25 protein-coding genes are annotated in these 23,469 nt (G+C 56.1%); 21 read left to right on the forward strand and 4 right to left on the reverse strand.

Annotation, left to right across the window (positions count from 1 at the left end; translation table 11 throughout):
• Window positions 1–145: 145 nt before the first annotated feature.
• Complete coding sequence (locus RTM06_RS20030; RefSeq protein ID WP_256697014.1) at window positions 146–1,060, reverse strand: formate/nitrite transporter family protein; 915 nt, start codon at window positions 1,058–1,060, stop codon at window positions 146–148.
• Window positions 1,061–1,303: 243 nt separating this feature from the next.
• Here RTM06_RS20030 and ccmA point away from each other — a divergent pair, with 243 nt between their 5' ends.
• From ccmA to mlaA, 10 genes are read left to right on the forward strand one after another with little or no spacing between them, the layout of a single operon-like run.
• Window positions 1,304–1,918 (forward strand): cytochrome c biogenesis heme-transporting ATPase CcmA, encoded by a 615-nt coding sequence (gene ccmA / locus RTM06_RS20035; protein WP_312184497.1) that lies wholly within the window; start codon window positions 1,304–1,306, stop codon window positions 1,916–1,918.
• Window positions 1,918–2,577 (forward strand): heme exporter protein CcmB, encoded by a 660-nt coding sequence (gene ccmB / locus RTM06_RS20040; RefSeq protein ID WP_008101298.1) that lies wholly within the window; start codon window positions 1,918–1,920, stop codon window positions 2,575–2,577. The genes ccmA and ccmB overlap by 1 nt, the downstream gene beginning before the upstream one ends.
• A 57-nt stretch (window positions 2,578–2,634) precedes the next feature.
• Window positions 2,635–3,375: a heme ABC transporter permease gene (locus RTM06_RS20045; RefSeq protein WP_312184498.1), complete on the forward strand. Its 741-nt coding sequence runs from the start codon at window positions 2,635–2,637 to the stop codon at window positions 3,373–3,375.
• Entirely contained in the window at window positions 3,372–3,605 is a 234-nt protein-coding gene (gene ccmD / locus RTM06_RS20050; protein WP_179449982.1) for a heme exporter protein CcmD, read from the forward strand. Before RTM06_RS20045 ends, ccmD begins: the two co-directional genes overlap by 4 nt.
• On the forward strand, window positions 3,602–4,087 hold the full coding sequence (gene ccmE, locus RTM06_RS20055) for a cytochrome c maturation protein CcmE (RefSeq protein ID WP_008101293.1): 486 nt from the start codon (window positions 3,602–3,604) through the stop codon (window positions 4,085–4,087). Before ccmD ends, ccmE begins: the two co-directional genes overlap by 4 nt.
• Window positions 4,084–6,042, forward strand: coding sequence for a heme lyase CcmF/NrfE family subunit (locus RTM06_RS20060; protein ID WP_312184499.1), 1,959 nt, complete (start codon window positions 4,084–4,086; stop codon window positions 6,040–6,042). The genes ccmE and RTM06_RS20060 overlap by 4 nt, the downstream gene beginning before the upstream one ends.
• Window positions 6,039–6,596, forward strand: a complete 558-nt coding sequence (locus tag RTM06_RS20065) for a DsbE family thiol:disulfide interchange protein (RefSeq protein ID WP_101763614.1) — start codon at window positions 6,039–6,041, stop codon at window positions 6,594–6,596. Before RTM06_RS20060 ends, RTM06_RS20065 begins: the two co-directional genes overlap by 4 nt.
• Window positions 6,593–7,048, forward strand: a complete 456-nt coding sequence (locus tag RTM06_RS20070) for a cytochrome c-type biogenesis protein (protein WP_265300403.1) — start codon at window positions 6,593–6,595, stop codon at window positions 7,046–7,048. The genes RTM06_RS20065 and RTM06_RS20070 overlap by 4 nt, the downstream gene beginning before the upstream one ends.
• Entirely contained in the window at window positions 7,048–8,259 is a 1,212-nt protein-coding gene (gene ccmI / locus RTM06_RS20075) for a c-type cytochrome biogenesis protein CcmI (RefSeq protein WP_312184500.1), read from the forward strand. The genes RTM06_RS20070 and ccmI overlap by 1 nt, the downstream gene beginning before the upstream one ends.
• A gap of 35 nt (window positions 8,260–8,294) precedes the next feature.
• A complete protein-coding gene (gene mlaA, locus RTM06_RS20080) occupies window positions 8,295–9,062 on the forward strand; it encodes a phospholipid-binding lipoprotein MlaA (RefSeq protein ID WP_256697003.1) in 768 nt (255 codons plus the stop codon).
• 47 nt (window positions 9,063–9,109) lie between these two features.
• On the opposite strand, the gene fadL is transcribed toward mlaA, so the two are convergent.
• Complete coding sequence (gene fadL / locus RTM06_RS20085; protein WP_008101276.1) at window positions 9,110–10,393, reverse strand: long-chain fatty acid transporter FadL; 1,284 nt, start codon at window positions 10,391–10,393, stop codon at window positions 9,110–9,112.
• A 359-nt stretch (window positions 10,394–10,752) separates the two neighbouring features.
• Here fadL and RTM06_RS20090 point away from each other — a divergent pair, with 359 nt between their 5' ends.
• From RTM06_RS20090 to sixA, 4 genes are all read left to right on the forward strand, one after another.
• Window positions 10,753–11,049: a YfcZ/YiiS family protein gene (locus tag RTM06_RS20090; RefSeq protein WP_265300410.1), complete on the forward strand. Its 297-nt coding sequence runs from the start codon at window positions 10,753–10,755 to the stop codon at window positions 11,047–11,049.
• 166 nt (window positions 11,050–11,215) lie between these two features.
• Window positions 11,216–12,526, forward strand: a complete 1,311-nt coding sequence (gene fadI / locus RTM06_RS20095) for an acetyl-CoA C-acyltransferase FadI (protein ID WP_312184501.1) — start codon at window positions 11,216–11,218, stop codon at window positions 12,524–12,526.
• Window positions 12,526–14,655: a fatty acid oxidation complex subunit alpha FadJ gene (fadJ, locus tag RTM06_RS20100; protein ID WP_312184502.1), complete on the forward strand. Its 2,130-nt coding sequence runs from the start codon at window positions 12,526–12,528 to the stop codon at window positions 14,653–14,655. Before fadI ends, fadJ begins: the two co-directional genes overlap by 1 nt.
• Window positions 14,656–14,850: 195 nt before the next feature.
• Window positions 14,851–15,333, forward strand: coding sequence for a phosphohistidine phosphatase SixA (gene sixA / locus RTM06_RS20105; protein WP_256696999.1), 483 nt, complete (start codon window positions 14,851–14,853; stop codon window positions 15,331–15,333).
• A gap of 51 nt (window positions 15,334–15,384) precedes the next feature.
• On the opposite strand, the gene smrB is transcribed toward sixA, so the two are convergent.
• Window positions 15,385–15,933, reverse strand: a complete 549-nt coding sequence (smrB, locus tag RTM06_RS20110; RefSeq protein WP_061717868.1) for an endonuclease SmrB — start codon at window positions 15,931–15,933, stop codon at window positions 15,385–15,387.
• Window positions 15,934–16,092: 159 nt separating this feature from the next.
• On the opposite strand from smrB, the gene prmB reads away from it, so the two are divergent.
• The 6 genes from prmB to RTM06_RS20140 all read left to right on the forward strand — a co-directional run bounded on the left by prmB (window position 16,093) and on the right by RTM06_RS20140 (window position 20,720).
• A complete protein-coding gene (gene prmB / locus RTM06_RS20115) occupies window positions 16,093–17,025 on the forward strand; it encodes a 50S ribosomal protein L3 N(5)-glutamine methyltransferase (protein ID WP_256696997.1) in 933 nt (310 codons plus the stop codon).
• A gap of 46 nt (window positions 17,026–17,071) precedes the next feature.
• Window positions 17,072–18,157, forward strand: a complete 1,086-nt coding sequence (aroC, locus tag RTM06_RS20120; protein WP_008101259.1) for a chorismate synthase — start codon at window positions 17,072–17,074, stop codon at window positions 18,155–18,157.
• An 8-nt stretch (window positions 18,158–18,165) separates the two neighbouring features.
• Entirely contained in the window at window positions 18,166–18,990 is an 825-nt protein-coding gene (mepA, locus tag RTM06_RS20125) for a penicillin-insensitive murein endopeptidase (RefSeq protein ID WP_176971202.1), read from the forward strand.
• Between the two features lie 8 nt (window positions 18,991–18,998).
• Window positions 18,999–19,796 (forward strand): sulfite exporter TauE/SafE family protein, encoded by a 798-nt coding sequence (locus RTM06_RS20130; protein ID WP_312184503.1) that lies wholly within the window; start codon window positions 18,999–19,001, stop codon window positions 19,794–19,796.
• Between the two features lie 66 nt (window positions 19,797–19,862).
• Window positions 19,863–20,408 (forward strand): elongation factor P hydroxylase, encoded by a 546-nt coding sequence (locus tag RTM06_RS20135; RefSeq protein WP_256699411.1) that lies wholly within the window; start codon window positions 19,863–19,865, stop codon window positions 20,406–20,408.
• A gap of 30 nt (window positions 20,409–20,438) precedes the next feature.
• A complete protein-coding gene (locus tag RTM06_RS20140; RefSeq protein WP_008101252.1) occupies window positions 20,439–20,720 on the forward strand; it encodes a YfcL family protein in 282 nt (93 codons plus the stop codon).
• Between the two features lie 29 nt (window positions 20,721–20,749).
• Here RTM06_RS20140 and mnmC read toward each other — a convergent pair whose 3' ends face one another.
• Window positions 20,750–22,762: a bifunctional tRNA (5-methylaminomethyl-2-thiouridine)(34)-methyltransferase MnmD/FAD-dependent 5-carboxymethylaminomethyl-2-thiouridine(34) oxidoreductase MnmC gene (gene mnmC / locus RTM06_RS20145; protein WP_312184504.1), complete on the reverse strand. Its 2,013-nt coding sequence runs from the start codon at window positions 22,760–22,762 to the stop codon at window positions 20,750–20,752.
• A gap of 154 nt (window positions 22,763–22,916) precedes the next feature.
• On the opposite strand from mnmC, the gene RTM06_RS20150 reads away from it, so the two are divergent.
• Window positions 22,917–23,469 (forward strand): beta-ketoacyl synthase N-terminal-like domain-containing protein (locus RTM06_RS20150; protein WP_312184505.1); only part of this gene is annotated, 553 nt, incomplete at its 3' end.

Genomic DNA, 23,469 nt, shown 5'->3' on the forward strand with positions numbered 1-23,469 from the left:
ATCGAACCTGCAACTAGCCCTTAGGAGGGGCTCGTTATATCCATTTAACTAAGGAGACGCCGGGCGCGCAGTATAGCGCACCGCGAACCTGATTTTAACTATGCAGCGGTTGTTTGCTCAATCTATCAGCAATTTAAGACCAGGCTTACGCCTGTTTTTGCTTCTCTTTCCGCTTCTGTTCCGCACGTGCTTTGGCTTTCGCCGCTTCACTCATATCGTTACGAATCTGCGCATGGCTAATCAAGGCAAATATCAGCGTACCGCCCGTGATGTTGCCAAGCAGCGTTGGCAGAGCAAATGGCCAGAAGAATTCGTACCATGGCAGCGTGCCCGCAAACACCAGATACAGCACCTCGACCGAACCGACCACGATATGCGCTAAATCCCCTAACGCCACCAGCCAGGTCATCATCACGATCACCACAATTTTCGCCGCGCCCGCATACGGGAACATCCACACCATGGTGGCGATAATCCAGCCGGAGATCACCGCATTAGCGAACATTTCGCTGGGGGAATTGACCATCACTTTTTCACTGATGGCGGTAAACGCCTGACGCGTCGCATCGTCGAAGATCGGCATATGATTAAAAGCGAGCGCGCCCAACGCGGTACCCATCAGATTGCCGAGCAGCACCACGCACCAGAGACGCAACAGCAGCGCAAAGTTGCTGCCGGTCGGTTTGTGCATTACCGGCAAAACGGCGGTAACGGTGTTCTCGGTGAACAATTGCTGGCGCGCCATAATGACAATGACAAAGCCAAAGGTATAACCCAGATTTTCGAGTAAAAAAGCGCCGGGCACGCCTTTGAGGTGGACCTGGAAAATGCCTTTCGCCATCAGCGAAGCGCTCATTGACAATCCGGCCGCTACCGCCGACCAAAGCAGCGCCATACCATCGCGCTCGAGCTCTTTTTCACCGTCCTGACGTATTTCCTCATGAATTGCCGCCGCCTGCGAGGGCAGGGCATCTTCATCCACTTCAATCTCCTTGCCTTGTTCCTTCTCATCACTCTCTACATCGTTGTCACTGTTTGAAATCGATGGTGATTGTTTCATGTTTCCCTCGGGTGATAATGCCATTGCGCAATAAGCGTAGCTGGTTTTGGCAAGGTCATTTTGTTACGAAGATTCAATTTAAGAGTAACGAAATTTTAACTGAGTTGGTTTTTTGAGCAATTTCTTGATCTGATGCGCACGAATACCCCATTTGGGGTAAGTGGGAGCCAGCTCACAGACTTCGGCCCACAGATTCAATGTGGTATTATCGCCGCCTCATTCATTGCCGTGATTCTCCCTTCTATGCTCGAAGTCATTAATCTCTCATGCGTTCGTGATGAGCGAACCTTGTTTCATGGGTTGAGCTTCCGTGTGCAACCGGGTGACATTGTGCAAATTGAAGGGCCAAACGGAGCCGGGAAAACCTCGCTGCTGCGCCTGTTGGCGGGATTAAGCCGGGCGGAAGAGGGCGACGTGATGTGGCAGTCACAGTCGATTCGTCAGCAGCGCGAAATATGGCAACAAAATCTGCTCTATCTCGGCCATCACCCCGGCGTGAAATCGGTACTCTCACCGCTGGAGAACCTGCATTTCTGGCACGGCAGCAGCAATGAAGACGCGATTTTTGATGCGCTTGAGCAGGTCGATCTGCTGGGTTTTGAAGAGGTGCCAGTGGCGCAACTCTCCGCCGGACAGCAGCGGCGTGTGGCATTAGCCCGCCTGTGGCTCAGCCCGGCGTCGATATGGATCCTCGATGAGCCTTTGACCGCCATCGATAAAGGCGGTGTGGAAAAATTAATGGCGCGATTCGCCACCCATGCCGATAACGGCGGAGCGGTGATTCTGACTACGCATCAGGATCTGCCCGATAACAGCGCGCGCGTGCGTAAAATTCGTCTTACTTCGGAGTGGGCTTGATGTTAGGTCGGGTCATTCAGCGCGAATTAAAAATCGCCTTTCGCAGCGGCGCGGAAGTGATCAATCCACTGTGGTTTTTCCTGATTGTTATCACGCTGTTTCCATTAGGTATCGGACCGGAGCCGCAGCAACTGGCGCGCATTGCGCCGGGCGTGGCGTGGGTTGCCGCATTACTGGCCTCATTGCTGGCGCTTGAACGACTGTTTCGTGACGATTTTCTTGATGGTTCGCTCGAGCAACTACTTCTGCTGCCAACACCGCTGCCGGTTACGGTGCTGGGCAAAGTGATTGCACACTGGCTGATTACCGGGCTGCCACTGATTTTACTGTCGCCGCTGGCGGCATTGTTGCTGTCGCTGGATTTTGCCGGCTGGCGCGCGATGGCGTTAACGCTGCTACTTGGCACGCCAACGCTAAGCTTTCTCGGCGCGATTGGGACCGGGTTAACCGTTGGGCTGCGGCGCGGCGGCGTATTACTAAGTCTGCTGGTATTGCCGTTGTCGATACCGGTTCTGATATTCGCCAGCGCGGCGATTGATGCCGCCGGAATGGGATTGCCGATCGGGGGTTATCTGGCGATTCTCGGCGCGATGCTGGCCGTCAGCGCAACGCTGTCGCCGTTTGCGACAGCAGCAGCTTTGCGTATCAGTCTGCATTAATTCGTGTCGCCTCAGAGCGGCCGAAACCTGAATTCTCTTTATTGTGAGCTATGCAAAATGTGGAAATGGTTACACCAGTGGGCAAAGCCTGAGCGGCTTTACCAGCTATGCGGTCGCTTAATTCCGTGGTTCGCGGTGCTGGGTGTTGGCACGCTGTTACTCGGCTGGATCTGGGGCTTCGGCTTTGCACCGGCAGATTATCAGCAGGGCAACAGCTTCCGGATTATGTACATTCACGTGCCTGCAGCGATGTGGTCGATGGGCGTGTATGCGTCAATGGCTATTGCGGCGTTCATCGGCCTGGTGTGGCAGATGAAGATGGCCGATCTGGTCTCGGCGGCGATGGCGCCAATTGGCGCGGTGTTTACTTTTATCGCGCTGATTACCGGTTCCGCCTGGGGTAAACCGATGTGGGGAACCTGGTGGATCTGGGATGCCCGACTGACATCCGAGCTGGTGCTGCTGTTTCTCTATATGGGCGTAATCGCGCTCTATCACTCCTTTGAAGACCGTCGCACCGCCGGGCGCGCTGCTGGCATTTTGATTCTGGTTGGCGTGGTTAATCTGCCGATCATTCACTTCTCGGTACAGTGGTGGAACACGCTGCATCAGGGCTCATCCGGTATTCTGCAGCAGGCCATCGATCCCAGCATGCGCACACCGCTGCGCTGGTCCATTCTCGGCTATCTGCTGGTGTTTGGTGCTTTGACCTTAATGCGCTTGCGCAATCTGATTCTGTTTACCGAACGTCATCGTCCGTGGGCGATTGATGTGGCGCAGCGAGGAAGCAAATCATGACGCCAGCCTTTGCATCGTGGAGCGATTTCTTCGCCATGGGCGGCTATGCCTTTTACGTTTGGCTCGCCGTTATCCTCACGTTGATCCCATTATTCGGTCTGGTGCTGCACACCGTGCTGTTCCGCCGCCGTTTGCTGGCAGAAATTCGCCAGCGTCAGTCCAGGGAGCGCCGCATTCGCGCGGCTAAATCGAAAAAAGCTGCCGATGAAGCAGCGGGAGAATCCGTGTGAATATCCGTCGTCGTAATCGCCTGTACGTGGCGATCGCGGTGTTGATCGGGCTTGGCCTGGCGACCGCGCTGGTGATGTACGCGCTGCGTTCCAACATCGACCTGTTTTATACCCCGAGTGAAATCATCAATGGCAAGGGCGAAGATCATCAGAAGCCTGAACCGGGCCAGCGTTTGCGCATTGGCGGCATGGTGATGCCGGGCAGCGTCAAGCGCGATCCGAAAACCCTCGCGGTCTCTTTCAAACTGTATGACGCCAACGGCGTGGTCAGTGTTACCTACGAAGGCATTCTGCCGGACCTGTTCCGTGAAGGGCAGGGCGTGGTGGCGCAAGGCGTGCTCGAAGAGGGCAATCTGGTGAACGCCAAAGAAGTGCTGGCGAAACACGATGAAAAATATACGCCACCTGAAATCGAAGATGCGATGAAGAAGAATCACACAGGACCTGCGGCAGCCTATCAGCAGTCAGGTGCGCAATCATGATGCCGGAAATTGGTAGCTTTCTGCTGTGTCTGGCGCTGGGTTTAGCGCTACTGTTGAGTGTCTATCCGCTGTGGGGCGCGGCGCGTCAGGATGCGCGTTTGATGGCGATGGCGCGCCCGTTAACCTGGGGCATGTTCATCTGCGTCGCCGCCTCCTTTGCCGTGTTGGTTCACGCCTTTGTGGTGAATGATTTCACCGTTGGCTATGTCGCCACCAACTCCAACACCTTGTTGCCGGTTTACTATCGTATTGCCGCAACCTGGGGCGCGCACGAAGGTTCACTGCTGCTGTGGGTGTTGCTGCTCAGCACCTGGACGCTGGCGGTGGCGATCTTCAGTCGTGGTATGCCGCAGGATGCGCTGGCGCGCGTGCTGGCGGTGATGGGCATGATTAACCTCGGCTTCCTGCTGTTTATCATTCTGACCTCGAACCCATTTACCCGCACCTTGCCAAATTTCCCGATTGACGGGCGCGATCTCAACCCGATGCTGCAGGATATCGGTCTGATCTTCCATCCGCCGCTGCTGTACATGGGTTACGTTGGTTTCTCGGTGGCCTTTGCGTTTGCCATTGCTTCGCTGATGGCCGGACGTCTGGATACCGCATGGGCGCGGTGGTCACGTCCGTGGACCACCGCCGCGTGGGTGTTCCTGACTATCGGCATCGTGCTCGGTTCAGCGTGGGCTTATTACGAACTCGGCTGGGGCGGCTGGTGGTTCTGGGATCCGGTCGAAAACGCCTCCTTTATGCCGTGGCTGGCTGGTACCGCGCTGATGCACTCGCTGGCGGTAACGGAAAAACGCGGTAGCTTCAAATCGTGGACGGTATTACTGGCGATCACCGCATTCTCGTTAAGCCTGCTGGGTACTTTCCTCGTGCGTTCCGGCGTGCTGGTTTCCGTGCACTCGTTCGCCTCCGATCCGGCGCGCGGCATGTTTATTCTCGCCTTCCTGGTGATTGTGATTGGCAGCTCGCTGCTGCTGTACGCGTTGAAAGGCGGTCAGGTGCGCAGCCGCGTACAGAGCGAAACCTGGTCACGCGAATCCTTCCTGCTGGGTAATAACGTGCTGCTGATCGCCGCGATGCTGGTGGTGTTACTCGGTACGCTGCTGCCGCTGGTGCATAAACAGCTCGGTCTCGGCAGCATCTCGGTGGGTGAACCGTTCTTCAACACCATGTTTACCTGGCTGATGGCACCGTTCGCGCTGATGTTGGGTATCGGTCCGCTGGTGCGCTGGCGTAAAGACCAACCGCAGAAGCTGTGGAAGCGCCTCGGCGTCGGTATGGTCGTCACGCTGATTCTTTCCATCGCGCTGCCGTGGCTGCTGCAGGATCGCATTGAGGCGATGACGGTTATCGGCCTGCTGATGTCGATCTGGGTGATCATGCTGACGTTGATGGAGCTGCACGAGCGCGCCACCCATCGTCACGCCTTCATCAAAGGTTTGCGTCATCTGTCGCGCAGCCATTGGGGTATGGTGCTGGGGCATCTGGGCGTGGCGGTGACCGTGGTGGGTATCGCCTTTAGCACCCAATACAGCGTTGAGCGTGATGTGCGCATGAAGGCGGGCGATACCGTTGATATCCACAATTATCACTTTACCTTCCACGGCGTGCGCAACCTGCAAGGGCCGAACTACAGCGGCGGCGTGGCGGTGATTGAAGTGGCGCGCAATGGCAAGCTGGAAGCGGTGATGCAGGCGGAAAAACGCTTCTATGCAGCCGCGCGCACCATGATGACCGAAGCGGCGATCAGCGGCGGTTTCACCCGCGATCTCTATGCGGCGCTGGGTGAAGAGCTGGATGATGGTTCATGGGCGGTGCGGATTTACTACAAACCGTTTGTACGCTGGATCTGGTACGGCGGCGTGTTTATGGCGGTGGGCGGCTTGTTCTGCCTGTTCGATCCGCGCTATCGCTCACGCAAAAAAGAAGAGCGCGAGGAGCTGGCATGAACAAAAAAATTCTGTTTATCCCATTGGTTCTATTCCTGCTGCTGGCTGCGGCACTGTTGTGGCAGCTGTCGCGCAACGCCAACGGCGATGATCCAACGCGTCTCGAATCAGCGTTGATCGGCAAGCCGGTACCCGTATTCAAACTGGAAGCGCTCGATCAACCCGGCAAAATCTACGATCAGCAGGTGCTGACCGACGGCAAACCGATTCTGCTCAACGTCTGGGCGACCTGGTGCCCAACCTGCCGCGCGGAGCATCAATACCTCAACACGCTGGCGGAAAAAGGCATTCGCGTGGTTGGCCTCAATTATAAAGACGATCGCACCAAAGCGGTGACCTGGCTGAACACGCTGGGCAATCCTTATGCGCTCAGCTTGTATGACGGCAACGGGATGCTCGGTCTCGATCTCGGCGTTTACGGCGCACCGGAAACCTTCCTGATCGACGGCAAAGGGATCATTCGTTATCGCCACGCAGGCGACATGAACGATCGCGTCTGGCTCGAAGAAGTGAAACCGCTGTGGGACAAATACAACAAGGAGGCGGGCGTATGAAACGGCTGCTTCTATTGTTAGCGGGCATTCTGCTCAGCACCAGCCTGTGGGCGGCGATTGATACGTATCAGTTCGATTCGGTGCAGCAGGAAGAGCAATACCGCGATCTCACCGCATCGCTGCGTTGCCCGAAATGCCAGAACAACAGCATTGCCGATTCCAATGCGATGATCGCGTCGGATATGCGTCTCAAAGTCTACGAGTTGATGAAGCAGGGCGAAAGCCGCCAGCAGATCATTGATTACATGGTGGCGCGTTACGGTAATTTCGTCACCTATGAGCCGCCGGTAACGCCCTCCACGCTGATTTTGTGGGTGGGTCCAGCGCTGTTTGTGGTGCTGGGCGCGCTGATCATTATTTTGCGCAATCGCCGCGGCAGAGCGCGTAGCGAACTCGACGAAAATGAACAACAGCGCCTTGCGGCGTTACTTAAGCGTGACGGGAAGCCGTAATGACTGGATTCTGGATTACCCTGATTATTTTACTGCTGGCGGCTATCGCGCTGTTTCTGCGTGCCGGCTGGCGTCAGCGCGAGGCCAGCAGTGGCGATCGCGATCGTCTCAACACCGATTTCTATCAGCAGCGCCTGCGCGAGCTGAAGCGTGATGAAGAAGAGGGCGTGGTGGCTGAGCGCCCGGAAATGGTGCGCGAGCTGCAACAAACGCTGTTAACCGATGTGCCGCAACAAGATGCTGCCACCATTCATCACAGCAGCCGCTGGGTATTGCTGCCAGGCGTGATGGTGCTGTTGGTGGTGTCGGTTGGCATGTATCTGAAAATCGGCGGACTGGCGCAGCAAACCGCGTTTGTTAGCGTGCAACAAGAGTATCCTGCCTTACGTGCGCGCGTGATGGATCCCAAAGCGCAGCCGCTGACTATGGAAGAGCTGGCGCGTCTGCAGCTGGGTCTGCGCAGTTCGCTGCAAAATGACTCTTCAAACCTCAACGATTGGGCGATGCTGGGCCGCCTTGGCATGGTGCTGAATAACGCCACCGATGCCAGCCAGGCATTTGAACATGCTCTGCAGCTGGCGCCAGACAATATCGAACTGCAGCAGGATTACGCCGAAGTGCTGACGCGCTCCAGCGATCCGCAGGATAACCGTCAGGCCAACGTGTTGCTGAAAGAGCTGCTGAAACGCGATCACAGCGATGTGCGTACGCTGAGTCTGCTGGCGTTTAACGCCTTCGAACAGCAGCAGTACAACGAGGCAATTGGTGCATGGCAGGTGATGCTGAAACTGTTACCGGCAGGCGATCGTCGCATCACCATGATCGAGCGCAGCATTGAACAAGCGAAAACTGACGCGGGACAGCAAAATAGCAATCTGGCATTGACGGTGAGTTTGACGCCGCAGGCAGAAAAAATGTTACCGCAAGGCGGAGTGTTGTATATTTCTGTGTCTAACGGTGTTTCACCGGTGCCTGTGGCTGTGAAGCGTTTACCGCTCAGCCACTTCCCGTTATCGCTCACGCTGGATGACAGCAATGCCATGATGCCGGATCGCCTACTTTCGGCGCAGCATCAGGTGCAAGTCAGGGTGCGTATTTCGCGCGACGGCAGTGCCAATCCGCAGTCTGGCGACTGGTTTGGATTAAGCGCGGTTACCCCCTGGAATGGTCATCAGCAACTGGCTGTGGAAATTAATCAACAGCAGCCCTGAAGCGATACCTTACTGATCCGCACAGGGAGAGAAGAATGAATAACCGCCTGACCGGTCTGGCGTTAGCCAGCTTACTGCTGGTGGGTTGTGCCAGCTCAAAACCGGCTGACAATACGGAACCTGCGCAGCGCAGCGATCCGTTGGAAGGCTTTAACCGCACGATGTTTAACTTCAACTACAACGTGCTGGATCCGTATGTTCTGCGTCCGGTGGCGGTAGCCTGGCGCGATTATGTGCCGGTGCCGGCACGTAGCGGCATAAGTAATGTATTAGCTAACGTGGAAGAACCTGCCAGCATGGTCAACGCTATTCTGGTGGGTGAGCCGCGTCAGGCAGGTATCCACTTTACCCGTTTCTTCCTGAACACCGTGTTAGGACTGGGTGGATTAATTGACGTGGCGGGAAAAGCCAATCCGGAGCTGGCGCGTGAAGTGCCGCATCGCTTTGGTAGCACGCTGGGACGCTATGGCGTTGGTTACGGTCCGTATGTTGAACTACCGGCTTACGGCAGCTTCACCATCCGTGAAGATGGCGGTGACTTCGTCGATACGCTCTATCCGGTATTAAGCTGGCTGAGCTGGCCGATTTCGGTGGGTAAATGGACGCTGGAAGGGATTGAAACCCGTGCACAGTTGCTGGATTCGGACGCCATTTTGCGTCAGCAGCAAGATCCGTACGCCTTCATTCGTAATGCCTACTTCCAACGACATGACTTTATCGCCAATGGCGGTAAGTTGAAGCCGGAAGATAATCCGAACGCCAGTGCGATTCAGGATGATCTGAAAGATATCGATTCGCAGTAAAAGAAAAAGGCGACTCATTAAGTCGCCTTTTTTTATCAAGCTAAGCATCAGAACTTGTAGTTAAAGTTCGCGCCGTACAGCCAGGCTTTACCTTCAGAGTTAAAGGTATACGGGCCTTCTTTCACGGTGACTTTCTGACCGTGCATGTAAGAAATACCCAAGTCGACGGAAGCATCTTCATTGAACGCGTATGACGCACCGGCGCTCAACCATAGACGATCCTGATCCGGGATGGAGATAGAACGCTTATCGGCCGGAACCGGGCTGTCATCAAAGGCGATACCGGTACGGAAGGTCCAGTTGTCGTCATAGAAGTACGAGGTACCTAACGCGATACGATAGGCATCGTGGAAGCCTTCATCCTTGTAAAACAGCGTCTGGCCATTGCTGCCGGTGGCTTTCAGCTCCTGAAATTGGCTCCAGCTGGTATACGTAAGGCTATAGTGAACCGCCCATTGTGGTGCGACTTTATGGTAGCCGGACAATTCCCACATCTCAGGCAGATTCAGTGTCAGAGAACCCGGAATGGTTGAGCCGCCGGTACCGTAAGGCAGGCCTAACAGCTGTGCCTGTGGCAGAGAGTTCACGTAACCCGGCAGGCTGCTTTTGTAATCGCCGTCAAAGTCGATTTTAACTTCTGAGCGATAGGTGAAACCGAAGCGGTTGTTCTTATCCACTTCATACAAAATGCCGGCGTTCCAGCCGTAACCCCATTCATCACCCTTTAAATGGGCAATTTGGGTATCGGCAGGAATGCCCAGCGCTGCGCCAGATTCACCAGCATAACGCTCAATCTTCGCCTTGGCATAAACCGCATCAAATCCGATACCAAAGCTGAAATTCTCATTCAGTCGATAAGCGGTGCTGATATTAAAGTTGCCGGTCATCAGGTCGGTTTTGCCGCCATAACCCCCTGCGGTATAGCCATTATTGAATTCGGTTGCCAGACCATAGTTAGAGGTTGCAGACGCACCAATCCACCACTGATCGTTAATCGGATGCACATAGTGAAGATTAGGGATCCACTGATTCGGCGCAATATTTTTCGCGTCAAGGCTGCGACCAGAAGGGCTTTGACCGCTAATATCCACTTCAGGATCAATATAAACCGCACCAATCGAGAAAGAAGGGCGATCCATTAACGCCATAGTTGCCGGGTTACGGCTGGCAGAGGCGGCGGTATCACCCATCGCACCTTCACCGGAATACGCACGACCTAAACCAATTGCTGAGAATTCATTCAGTTGAAAGCCCGCGGCGTAAACATGAGAACAGACGAGCGTTACTGCAGCTGCCACAGCTGACTTTGCAAACAGGTTTTTATGGTTCATGACCACAACCTCATCTAGATTTATTATTTAACGTTGTTACGTCGCGTAACAAAGAGCGGCGAATTGTAGGGACTGACGACAAAACCACATATCAGACCAGTGCGACGAGTATAGGTCCGACCTGTGTATTTGTTGCAATATTGTTTTTTAAATATTTCTGATTTGATCGATAAAATCAGATCTGCTTAACAAAATCTTAGCGGTTGGCCTTCAACATAGCTTTCAATTTTGTTCTGGATCAATTTTTAGTGTGATATTCGTCACTTAGCGGGTTGATCGTGGATGTGAAAACGCAGCAGGCGTACACTTTGCGGCAGAAAATGATCCGATTGTGTTGAATTTATCGTCAGGAGAAAACCATGACTGATGCCATTAAAAAATGTAGTGCGAACGAAACGGCCGCCTGCTGCTGTGTCGATGTGGGAACCGTGATGGACAATACCGATTGCACCGCGAGCTGGTCGGGCGTGTTTGCCGATCGTCATGCGGCGGATGCGATGCTGGCGCATTTGACCGAGCGCGCACGTCAGGTGGAATCCGATCCCTGCGATATTCGCGCGGATTTTGCCAATGAAGGCGACGCTGTGCGCCTGTCTATCGACTTCACCTTTGCCTGCCAGGCGGAAACCCTGATTTTCCAGCTCGGCCTACGCTAATCCCGTCGCTGCCGAAACCCCTTCGGCAGCCTTAACTCATTTTCGTGTATTCCCTCGCACTTTTTTCCTCTGCTTATTGGCTACTTAGCAACACTTAGTTAACACTGATGATCAGGTCAGACCTGTTTGGCAATGATGCCCCGGTCAAAAATTACAGGTGATTGCAATGAGCAAAGCGCAGCCGCTGCTGACGCGTCAGGGCGAACGTATCGCCATAACCCACGGATTACGCACCCCTTTTGCCCGTCAGGCGACCGATTTTCACGGCATTCCCGCGCTGGAGTTGGGACGCATGGTGATCAGCGAACTAGTGGCGCGCAGTGAATTACCGGTCGAGATTATCGATCAACTGGTGTTTGGCCAGGTGGTGCAGATGCCGGAAGCGCCGAATATTGCGCGTGAAATTGTTCTGAGCAGCGGACTAAGCGTACATACCGATGCGTATAGCGTCAGTCGCGCCTGCGCCACCAGTTTTCAGGCGGTGGCAAACGTGACGGAAAGTTTGATGGCGGGCACCATTGATGTCGGCATTGCCGGTGGCGCGGATTCATCCTCGGTGCTGCCGATTGGCGTCAGTAAAACGCTGGCGCGTGCGCTGGTGGATCTCAACAAAGCGCGCAGCTTCAGCCAAAAACTCAGCATCCTGCGTCGTTTGCGTCCGCGCGATTTGTTGCCAGTGCCACCGGCAGTGGCGGAGTATTCCACTGGCTTACGCATGGGCGATACCGCCGAGCAGATGGCGAAAAGCCACGGCATCACCCGTGAACAGCAGGATGCGTTAGCGCTGCGTTCGCACCAGCATGCGGCGCGCGCCTGGCAATCGGGCGTAGTCACTCAGGAAGTGATGCCGGCGTTTGTGCCGCCGTGGAAAGCGCCCATCGAGCAGGACAACAATATTCGCTTCAACGCCAGCGCCGCCGATTATGCCAAACTGCGCCCGGCATTTGATCGTCGCCACGGTTCGGTGACCGCCGCCAACAGCACGCCGCTGACCGATGGCGCCGCAGCGGTGATCCTGATGCGTGAAGGGCGCGCGCGCGAACTCGGCATTCAGCCGCTTGGCTATCTGCGCAGCTACGCCTTTACGGCGATTGATGTCTGGCAGGACATGCTGCTCGGTCCGGCGTACGCTTCGCCGTTGGCGCTGGACCGCGCCGGCATCACGCTCAACGATCTGACGCTGATTGATATGCACGAAGCCTTTGCCGCACAAACCTTAGCCAACCTGAAAATGTTCCGTGACGAACGCTTTGCGCGCGAGGTGCTGAATCGTCCGCATGCGTTAGGCGAAGTGAATGAAGAACGCTTTAACGTGCTCGGCGGATCGATTGCTTATGGTCATCCGTTTGCTGCCACCGGCGCGCGCATGATCACACAAACGCTGCACGAACTGCGGCGGCGCGGCGGCGGTTTAGGATTGGTCACCGCCTGTGCGGCGGGCGGCCTGGGCACAGCAATGGTTCTGGAGGCCGAATAATGAGCGAATCCGCCTTTCATTTACATATGCGCCTCGACCATGTCGGTGTGATTACCATCGATGTGCCGGGCGAGAAGATGAACACGCTGAAGGCCGAGTTTGTGCCGCAGATCAAAGCGGTGCTGGATGACGCGCGCAGCCATCAGGATTTGGCCGGATTAGTGTTGATCTCCGGCAAGCCAGACAACTTTGTTGCCGGTGCGGATATCAGCATGATCGCCAGCTGCAAAACGGCTGAAGAAGCTGAAGCGCTGGCAAAGCAGGGACAAGATGTGATGGCGATGATTGCCGCGCTGCCGTTTCCGGTGGTGGCGGCGATTCACGGTGCCTGCCTTGGCGGCGGCCTCGAGCTGGCGCTGGCCTGCGATGCGCGCATCTGTTCACTGGATGACAAAACGCGCCTCGGTTTGCCGGAGGTACAGCTCGGTTTGCTGCCGGGTTCTGGCGGTACGCAACGTTTGCCGCGCCTGATTGGCGTGCAGCAGGCGCTGCCGCTGATTCTCACTGGCAAACAGCTGCGCGCCAAACAGGCGCTCAAACTCGGGATTGTGGATGACGCGGTGCCGCAATCGATTCTGCTGGAAACGGCAATTGCACGCGTACATAAAGGAAAAGGCGCACGCCGGGAACTTTCGCGCCGCGATCGTTTACTGCAAGGACCGATTGCGCGTCAGGTGCTGTTTTCACTGGCACAGCGTCAAACCCACAGCAAAACCCAGGGCAACTATCCTGCGGCTGACCGTATTCTTGAAGTGGTGCGCATCGGTCTGGAGCAGGGCAGCAGTGCCGGACATGAAGCGGAAGCGCGCGCCTTTGGACAACTGGCGATGACGCCAGAATCGGCCGCGCTGCGCAGCCTGTTCTTCGCCTCAACTGCCTTAAAGAAAGACTCGATGGCCAGTGTTGAACCGCAAGCGCTGAAGCAGATTGGCGTGCTTGGCGGCGGATTGATGGGCGGCGGCATTGCCAGCGTCACGGCGCTGAAAGCCGGTTTGCCGGTGCGCATTAAAGACATCAATCTCGTTGGTGTGAATCATGCACTGCAATACAGCTGGGACTTGTTGAGCAACAAGGTGAAGCGGCGTCAGCTGAAAGCGGCCGAACGTCAGCAGCAGATGGCGCGCATTAGCGGCGGCAACGATTATCAAGGATTCAGCCAGCGCGATCTGGTGATCGAAGCGGTATTTGAGGATCTGGCGCTCAAGCAGCAGATGGTCAGCGAAATCGAAAGCCATTGCCAGCCGCACACCATATTTGCCTCCAATACCTCGTCGCTACCGATTGCCGACATTGCCGCCCATGCGCAGCGACCGGAAAATATTATCGGCCTGCATTACTTCAGCCCGGTGGACAAAATGCCGCTGGTGGAGGTGATTCCGCATGCCAATACCTCAGCGCAAACGCTGGCGAACACGGTGCAGCTGGCGCGTCAGCAGGGCAAAACAGCGGTGGTGGTGGCGGATCGTCCCGGCTTTTACGTTAACCGCATTCTCGCACCCTATATAAATGAAGCGATGCACTGTTTGCAGGAGGGTGAGCCGATCGAGCATATCGATCGCGCTTTAGTGAAATTCGGTTTTCCGGTTGGGCCGCTGCAGCTGCTGGATGAAGTGGGCATTGATGTCGGCAGCAAAATCAGCCCGATTCTCGAGCAGGCTTACGGTTCTCGCTTCAGCGCACCCAACGCCGCGAACGCCATTCTGGCTGATGGCAGAAAAGGGCGTAAGAACCACAAAGGGTTCTACCTCTACCAACGTTCGCGCTGGCCGGGCAAGCGTAAAGCCGATGCGTCAATCTACACGCTGTTGAACATCAAACCGCAGGCGAAGCAGAGCGAAGCGCAGATTGCTGAGCGCTGCGTATTGATGATGCTGAACGAAGCGGCACGCTGTTTGGATGAAGCGGTGATCCGCAACGCGCGGGATGGCGATATTGCGGCGGTGTTTGGCATCGGCTTCCCGCCGTTCCTTGGCGGTCCGTTCCGCTATATGGATCAGCGCGGCATTGGCGATATCGTCAAAGCATTAAGCTCATTAATACAGCAACACGGCGAGCGTTTTGCGCCAGGTGAAGCGCTGATCGCAATGTCAGAACAGCAAACGAATTTTTACACTTCTGCACAATCGTGAATAGGCGCACAGATTCAGCGGGTTAGTTAGAGGGCTGCGCAGCGGTAAGCGCAGCACCATTCTGAGATATGCTTATTTAATAAACAACCGGTTGACTATACTGAAGCCATTGGGGTAAAACACACCGTTCATTCGCAGAATGAAGCGTCTGGTGCTGTGGTACCGGGCGATATCGACAAACAACAGCGGTGCTTTATGCAAGTTTTTATCATGCGTCATGGCGACGCAGCTCTGGAAGCAGCGAGTGATTCAGTTCGACCTCTCACCCTCTGTGGCTGTGATGAATCGAGAGCGATGGCGAGTTGGCTCAACAGCAAAACGCCAGCAATCGATCGGGTATTAGTGAGTCCGTATCTGCGCGCCGAGCAAACGCTGGCAACGGTACGTGAAACGCTGAAGTTGCCGGAAGGGCAGGATGTGTTGCCGGAACTTACGCCAGGCGGCGATCCCGCTATGGTAGCCAGCTATTTGCAGGTGCTGGCGCAGAAAGGGGTTAAATCGGCGCTGGTGATTTCACACTTGCCGCTGGTGGGTTATCTGGTTTCTGAACTCTGCCCGCAGGAAGCGCCGCCGATGTTCGCGACCTCTGCGATAGCCTGTGTGAACTTTGATGCAGAGGCCTGCGAAGGCAAGCTGGAGTGGCAGGTCAGCCCGTCAAAATTGGCTAAAGCAATCTAATCTCTATGGGCCGCTAGCAAACGCGGCCCTATCCTTTTGTAGCGCGGCACGTCACGGCAGTTCAGGCGGCTGCCACTCTTCCACTTCTATCAGCACCAGCAGCGCGGCGTCTCCGCCGAACATTTTCGGTGCCTGATGAAACGCCATCACATGCGGATGTTGTGCCAGCCACAGCGGTGTTTGCTGCTTGAGGATATGTTTACCGTGTCCGGTCATGACGCTGGCGCAGAACAGATGCTCACGACGGCAGGCGGCGATTAGCGCGCCGAGCTCCTGCTTGGCCTGCATCTGCGTTAAGCCATGCAGATCGAGAAAAATTTCCGGCGTGTAATCGCCACGACGCAGCTTCTTCTGCTCGTAGTGGCTCACATCGGCGCGCACATAGCGTACCGGACCTTCGCTGGACAGCAGCGGCTGAAACTCGTCAGAGAAATAATGACTGTTATCGGCTTGCTCTGATATCAGGCGTTTCAACGGCAGTTGGCGCGTTTTCACCACCGGTTTGTGCACGATGGTGTCCTGTTTCAGCTTGCGCGTTCCGGTCATTAACTGGCGAAACATTTGCTGATCGTCCTGGCTTAGCGGCGTTTTTTTACTCATGGCTCGGTGATAAGTTAAGAAAAAGCTGGTAAACAGCCGGTGGCATACCTTAACCGTTACTGTTAACAAATGTCAGCTTTTTCACCTCGCTGCGCTGAATTCTGCCCGGCTTCGTGGCACACTATCGGCCGATTGATTTTATGGCCTGCGGAGGGCTACGTGGACAAGATATTCGTCGATGAGGCAGTGAATGAACTGCACACCATTCAGGACATGCTGCGCTGGGCTGTCAGCCGTTTTTCGGCGGCAGGCATTTGGTACGGCCACGGCACGGATAATCCCTGGGACGAAGCCGTCCAACTGGTTCTGCCCACGCTGTGGCTGCCGCTGGATATTCCAGAAGATATGCGCAATGCGCGCCTGACTGCCAGCGAGCGTCATCGCATTGTTGAGCGCGTGATTCGCCGCGTCAACGAGCGCATTCCGGTGGCGTATCTCACCAACAAAGCCTGGTTCTGCGGCCACGAATTTTACGTTGATGAGCGCGTATTAGTGCCGCGTTCACCGATTGGTGAACTGATTGAGAACCGTTTTGCCGGTTTGATCGGCGAGTCACCTCATCACATTCTCGATATGTGCACCGGCAGCGGCTGCATCGCCATTGCCTGCGCTTACGCCTTCCCGGAAGCGGAAGTGGATGCGGTGGATATCTCCACCGATGCGCTGGCGGTTGCCGAGCAGAACATCGAAGAGCACGGCCTGCTGAACCACGTCACCCCAATCCGCGCCGATCTGTTCCGCAACTTGCCGCCAGTGAAATACGATCTGATCGTCACCAACCCACCTTACGTGGATGCGGAAGATATGGACGATCTGCCGAACGAATATCGCCACGAGCCGGAACTGGGTCTGGCAGCGGGCAGCGACGGCCTGAAACTGGTGCGCCGTATTCTGGCCTGTGCGCCGGATTACCTCACCGAACAAGGCGTGCTGATTTGCGAAGTCGGTAACAGCATGGTGCACATGATCGATCAGTACCCAGACGTGCCGTTTACCTGGCTGGAGTTTGATAACGGCGGTGACGGCGTGTTTATGCTGACGCGCGAGCAAATCGTCGCGGCACAGCATCACTTCTCATTCTACAAAGACTAAATAAGAGGGCGAGCGCTCGCCCGCAACATCGCAACAAGGAACCAGCATGGCCGGAAACAGCATCGGACAAGTTTTTCGCGTAACCACTTTTGGCGAGTCGCATGGTATTGCGCTGGGCTGCATCGTTGACGGTGTGCCGCCCGGCATTCCGCTGACGGAAGCCGACATTCAGCACGATCTCGATCGTCGTCGTCCTGGCACGTCGCGCTACACCACACAGCGCCGCGAGCCGGATCAGGTGAAAATTTTGTCCGGCGTGTTTGAGGGCGTGACGACGGGAACCTCAATCGGTCTGCTGATTGAGAACACCGACCAGCGTTCACAGGATTACGGCGCAATCAAAGATCTGTTCCGACCTGGCCATGCCGATTATACCTACGAGCAGAAATACGGCCTGCGCGACTATCGTGGCGGCGGGCGCTCTTCGGCGCGTGAAACCGCGATGCGCGTGGCGGCCGGTGCGATTGCTAAGAAATATTTGCAGATGAAGCACGGCATCGTGGTGCGCGGCTATCTGGCGCAGATTGGCGATGTGGCTTGTGAACTGAAAGACTGGAGCATCGTGGAAGAGAACCCGTTCTTCTGCCCGGATGCCTCGAAGCTGGAAGCGCTGGATGAACTGATGCGTGGCCTAAAAAAAGAGGGCGACTCCATCGGTGCGAAAGTCACCGTGCTGGCAGAGAACGTGCCGCCGGGCTTGGGCGAGCCGGTATTTGATCGTCTGGATGCGGATTTGGCGCATGCGCTGATGAGCATTAACGCGGTGAAAGGCGTGGAAATTGGCGACGGTTTCGCGGTGATCAACCAGCGCGGCAGCCAGCATCGCGATGAGATTCGTGCCAACGGTTTCCAGAGCAACCACGCGGGTGGCATTTTAGGCGGCATCAGTAGCGGCCAAACTATCAGCGCCAATCTGGCGATGAAACCGACCTCCAGTATTACCGTGCCGGGCAACACCATCACCCGCGACGGCGAAGAAGTTGAGATGATCACCAAAGGTCGTCACGATCCCTGCGTTGGTATTCGCGCTGTGCCCATTGCCGAAGCGATGATGGCGATTGTGTTGATGGATCACCTGCTGCGCCAGCGCGCGCAAAACGGTGACGTCAACAGCAGCGTGCCGCGCTGGTAAGCCCGATGATGCGCCGTCTGCTCATCACCTGTGCTGCACTGTTATGCAGTGCGGCCGCGGTTGCCGCTACGCCGTGGCAGCAAATTCATCAGCCGATTGCCGGCAGCCCGCAGTCGATTGGCGGCTTCGCCAATGGCTGTATTGTTGGTGCGCAACAGCTGCCGCTTAACTCACCCAATTATCAGGTGATGCGCCAGGATCAGCGTCGTTATTACGGCCATCCCGATCTGATCGCCTTTATTCAGCGTCTCAGCACCCAGGTTCATCAGCTTCAGCTGGGGCAAGTGCTGATTGGCGATATGGGCATGGCGGCGGGCGGCCGTTTTAGCAGCGGCCACGCCAGCCATCAAACGGGTCTGGATGTTGATATCTGGCTGCAACTGCCGAAAACCCGCTGGACGGCGCAGCAATTGCTCAAGCCGCAGCCGCTCGATTTGGTTTCTGCCGATGATAAGCAGGTGATCGCACGTCACTGGCAACCACAAATTGATAGCCTGATTAAACTGGCAGCTAAAGACGACGAAGTAACGCGTATCTTCGTCAATCCTGCGATTAAACGGCAGCTTTGTGCCGATGCCGGTAGCGATCGCGCGTGGCTAAATAAGGTACGTCCGTGGTTTGCCCATCGCGCGCACATGCATGTGCGTTTGCGTTGCCCGGCGGGCAGTCTGGAGTGTGAAGATCAGGCGCCTCAACCGGCAGGCGATGGCTGTGGCGCAGAGCTGGATAGCTGGTTCCTGCCGAAAAAACCAGGCAGCACGCCGCCCGTGAAGAAAACGCCGCCGCCACTACCGCCGTCCTGTCAGGCGCTGTTAGATAAACATCTACTGTAGGTATCTCAATGGATTGGTTTGTTGTCAGCCCGCTGGTGCTCGGCGTGCTGTTTTTCGTGGCGGTGCTGGCGGCGTTTATCGACTCGATCGCGGGCGGTGGTGGATTGCTTACCGTGCCGTCATTGCTGGCGGCCGGACTCTCTCCAGCGCAGGCGTTAGCCACCAATAAGTTGCAATCGGTCGGTGGTTCGTTCTCTGCCAGCCTCTACTTCATTCGTCGCGGCGCGGTAAAGCTGAACGAGCAGTGGCTGAATATCGCTATGACCTTTCTCGGCGCCGTGGCCGGCACTATCCTGATCCAACATCTGCAAGCCGACGTGCTGCGCCAAATCTTGCCGCTGTTGTTGATCTGCATCGGTTTGTGGTTCCTGCTGATGCCGCGTTTGGGTGAAGCCGATCGCGAACGTCGTCTGCACGGTTTGCCTTATGCGCTGGTGGGCGGCGGCTGTGTCGGTTTCTACGACGGCTTCTTTGGTCCAGGCGCCGGTTCGTTCTATGCGCTGGCCTTCGTTACGCTGTGTGGTTTCAATCTGGCAAAAGCTACCGCCCACGCCAAAATCCTAAATTTCACCTCGAATTTTGGCAGTCTGCTGTTCTTTATGTTCGGCGGCAAAGTGGTGTGGGGCACCGGCGCGATTATGCTGCTCGGCGCGGTTATCGGCGCGCGTCTCGGCGCCAGGCTGGTATTGAGCCGCGGTCAGAAACTGATTCGCCCCATGGTGGTGATCGTTTCTGCGGTAATGAGCGCCAAATTGTTATGGGACAGTCACGGCGGAGAATTAATGGCCTGGCTGGCCACGCTGTAATCCAACACTCGTCAAGACCGGCTGCCAATGCGACAATGGCGCCGGTTTTTTTAAAGATTAAAAATTATGAGTACAACACACCATTACGATCAGCTGATTGCCATCTTTGATGGCTGCTTCGTTGACGATTTTCAGACCCGTCTAATTAAAGGCGACGACGAACCTATTTATCTTCCAGCGGATGAAACCTCCCCGTGGAATCGCGTGGTGTTCGCACACGGCTACTACGCCAGCGGACTGCATGAAATTTCCCACTGGTGCATTGCCGGTGAAGCGCGCCGTAAGCTGGTGGATTTTGGTTATTGGTATTGCCCGGATGGACGCGATGCGCAAACGCAGAGCCAGTTCGAAGCGGTTGAGGTGAAACCGCAGGCGCTGGAGTGGTTGTTCTGCGTGGCGGCGGGCTTTCCCTTCAACGTCAGTTGTGACAATCTCGAAGGCGATTGTGAGCCAGATCGCATTGCGTTTCAGCGCAAGGTTCATGCGCAGGTGATGACGTATCTGGAACAGGGCATTCCGCTGCGACCGGCCCGTTTCATTGATGCACTGACGAATTATTACGGCACGCCGGCACTGACGGCGGCACAATTCCCCTGGCCGGAAGATCTGTAATCCGCGAAGGTTATAAGAAGAGAGGAAGAGATGATCGTAGAATTTGAAACCCGAATTCTGGCCCTGATTGACGATATGGTCGATCACGCCAGCGATGACGAGTTGTTTGCGGGCGGCTATCTGCGTGGTCATCTGACCCTGGCAGTGGCGGAGATTGAGCTGAGCGGTGAACACACGCCGGAAGCGCTGCAAACTCACGTTACTAACAGCCTGCAAAAAGCCATTGCTGCCGGTGAACTGTCGCCACGCGATCAGGCGCTGGTCACCGGCATGTGGGACAATTTGTTCCTGCAGGCTCGTCAAACCGCTTAACGTCTCGGGGCGATCGCTCGCCCCGTAGATTATCGACCCGCTTTTTTACCCTTCAGCAGTTTTCGTACCCAGTAGCGATTTGGATTCATCGCCGCCAGCGTGGCTGCATCCAGCGGTTGCGGCTCGCCGCTCATCTGCGCCGCCAGCACTTCGGCCGCCAGCGGTGCGCTGCATAAGCCACGCGAACCTAATGCGCCCAACACAAACAAATCGTTATGCACCGGCGCATCGTCCACGTTTGTCGCGCGTGCACGCTGCTCCGGCAAGTCGGCATACTGCGACAGGGTGGCGTCATAATCCGGCGCGCTGCCGCTCATCGGCAGATGATCGCGCGTGGCACAGCGCACGCCGTTGCGCGCCTGGTTATCTGACACATCAACCTGCTGCGGCCATTGGCTTTCCGGCAAACAGTTGATTAGCCGCTGGCGATTCTCCTGCTGATCGTCGGCGCGGAAATCCGTCGCGGTTGCGCCGCGATGATAGCTAGCGCCGATGCAATGGGTGGCGAAGTTCGGGCTGACCGGCGTGAGATAGCCGTCGTAACACAGCACGGTGCGCAGCGCGCCTAATGACGGATTGGTCGGCGCGTGGCTCACCTGTCCCGCTACCGCGTACACTGGCAGCATTTTGCTTTGTTCGAGATCCAGCAGCGCGTGACCATTCGCCAGCACCACTTGGGGATGTTGCACTGGCGGCTGCTGGCTAAAGTGCAGCGTCCAGTTATCTTCATCGCGCGTTAACTGCGTGACGCGATGCAGCCAGTGAAGGCGTAATCCCAGCGATTGCGCGTATTCCAGCAAATTGCTGGTTAGCTGAGAAGGCGACAGCCAGCCGCCCTGCGGATAGAAAATTCCGCCAAGGCTGAGTTCGACGCCCGCCAGCTGTTGCGCTTCTTCTTTATTAACGCCGTAGGCGATCTCATGCGGCAGTGCCATGTTGAGCATCTGCTTGATTTTCTCCGCGCTTTTGCTATCCCAGCCCAACTGCAACACACCGCTCCAGTCATGCTCAAACTCCACTGGCAGCCGATCGTACAGGCGACGGGCAAAACCAAAAGCCGCCGGGAAGAAGGTGGCCAGCGCGGGATCGTGCTGGTTCAGCAGCGGATAGAGCGCGCCCTGACGATTGCCGGAGGCGCCCAGCGCAGGCGCATCATCGGCGCAATAGAGCGTCACGCGCCAACCGCGTCGCAACAGCGCCAGCGCCAATACGGCACTTGCGACGCCGCCGCCGATCAGCGCCACATCCTGGTTGCTGGCCGGCGGGCGCGCATACCACGGCTGGCTGTGCGGCAATTCAGCAGCCTGTTCCATTACGCCGACCAGCATTTCACGCTTGTGAGCAAAGCCTTTGCGCTTCTGCATGCTGAAACCGGCGTCCTGCAACCCGCGACGCACAAAACCCGACGCGGTGAAGGTCGCCAACGTGCCGCCTGGACGGGCGAGGCGCGCCATCGCGGCAAACAGCTCGGGCGTCCACATCTCCGGATTTTTCGCCGGTGCAAAGCCATCAAGGAACCATGCATCCACCTGACGATTGAGGCTGTCATCAAAGGTGTGAATTAGCGCGTTAATATCACCAAGCCAGAGGTCCAGCGTGACTTCGCCGCCGTTAAACAGCAGGCGCTGACAACCCGGCAGCGCCTGCGGCCACTGCTGTTGCAGCTGTTCGGCCCACGGCTGCAGCTCCGGCCAGTGAGCATGTGCAGCCACCAGATCGGCGTGCGTCAGCGGAAATTTCTCGCAGCTGATGAAGTGCAGACGCTGCAAAGTGGCGTTGGGTTGCTCATTGCGGAAGCGATCAAAGGCTTGCCACAGGGTAAGAAAGTTCAGACCAGTCCCAAAACCGCTTTCGGCGACAATAAATAAATCGCGTGAATGTTCAGCAAAACGGTGTGGAATGTGGTTGCCAGCAAGGAACACATAGCGCGTTTCCTCCAGTCCATTATCGTTGGAGAAATAGACGTCGCCGAACGCTCGGGACACAGGTGTACCCTGTTCATTCCAGTTTATTTGGGCGTGTTCAACCGGGGTTAATTTCACGGGGAAAGGCTCATATTTCAGGCAGTGGCGCGAGTTTAGCGAGAGACGTCACATGACGCAAATTTACAAAAGGAAATGGCTGATCGGACTTGTTCGGCTTACAACTGTACGCTAGAGTGCACGTCATCCAAATATGTGGAACGAGGATTATTGAATGAAACGTGCAGTGATTACTGGCCTGGGTATTGTTTCCAGCATTGGTAATAACCAGCAAGAAGTGCTGGCTTCTCTGCGTGAAGGCCGTTCCGGTATTACTTTCTCTGAAGAGATGAGAGATGCCGGTATGCGCAGCCACGTATGGGGCAACGTCAAACTGGATACCAACGGGCTCATCGATCGCAAAATCGTGCGTTTTATGAGTGATGCCTCTATTTATGCTTACCTTTCCATGGCCGAAGCGATCAAAGATTCTGGCCTTACTGAAGAGCAGTATCAGCAGAATCCACGTGTCGGTTTGATTTCCGGTTCTGGCGGCGGTTCTCCGCGTTATCAGGTATTTGGTGCTGACGCCATGCGTAGCCCACGCGGCCTGAAAGCGGTTGGTCCTTATGTGGTGACCAAAGCGATGGGTTCAGGTGTCTCTGCTTGCCTAGCAACCCCATTCAAAATTCACGGCGTGAACTACTCCATCAGTTCAGCCTGTGCCACGTCTGCACACTGCATCGGTAACGCGGTTGAGCAGATCCAGCTGGGCAAACAGGACATCG

This window comes from Pantoea sp. CTOTU46764 (genome assembly GCF_031974595.1).
Lineage (GTDB): Bacteria > Pseudomonadota > Gammaproteobacteria > Enterobacterales > Enterobacteriaceae > Pantoea > Pantoea trifolii.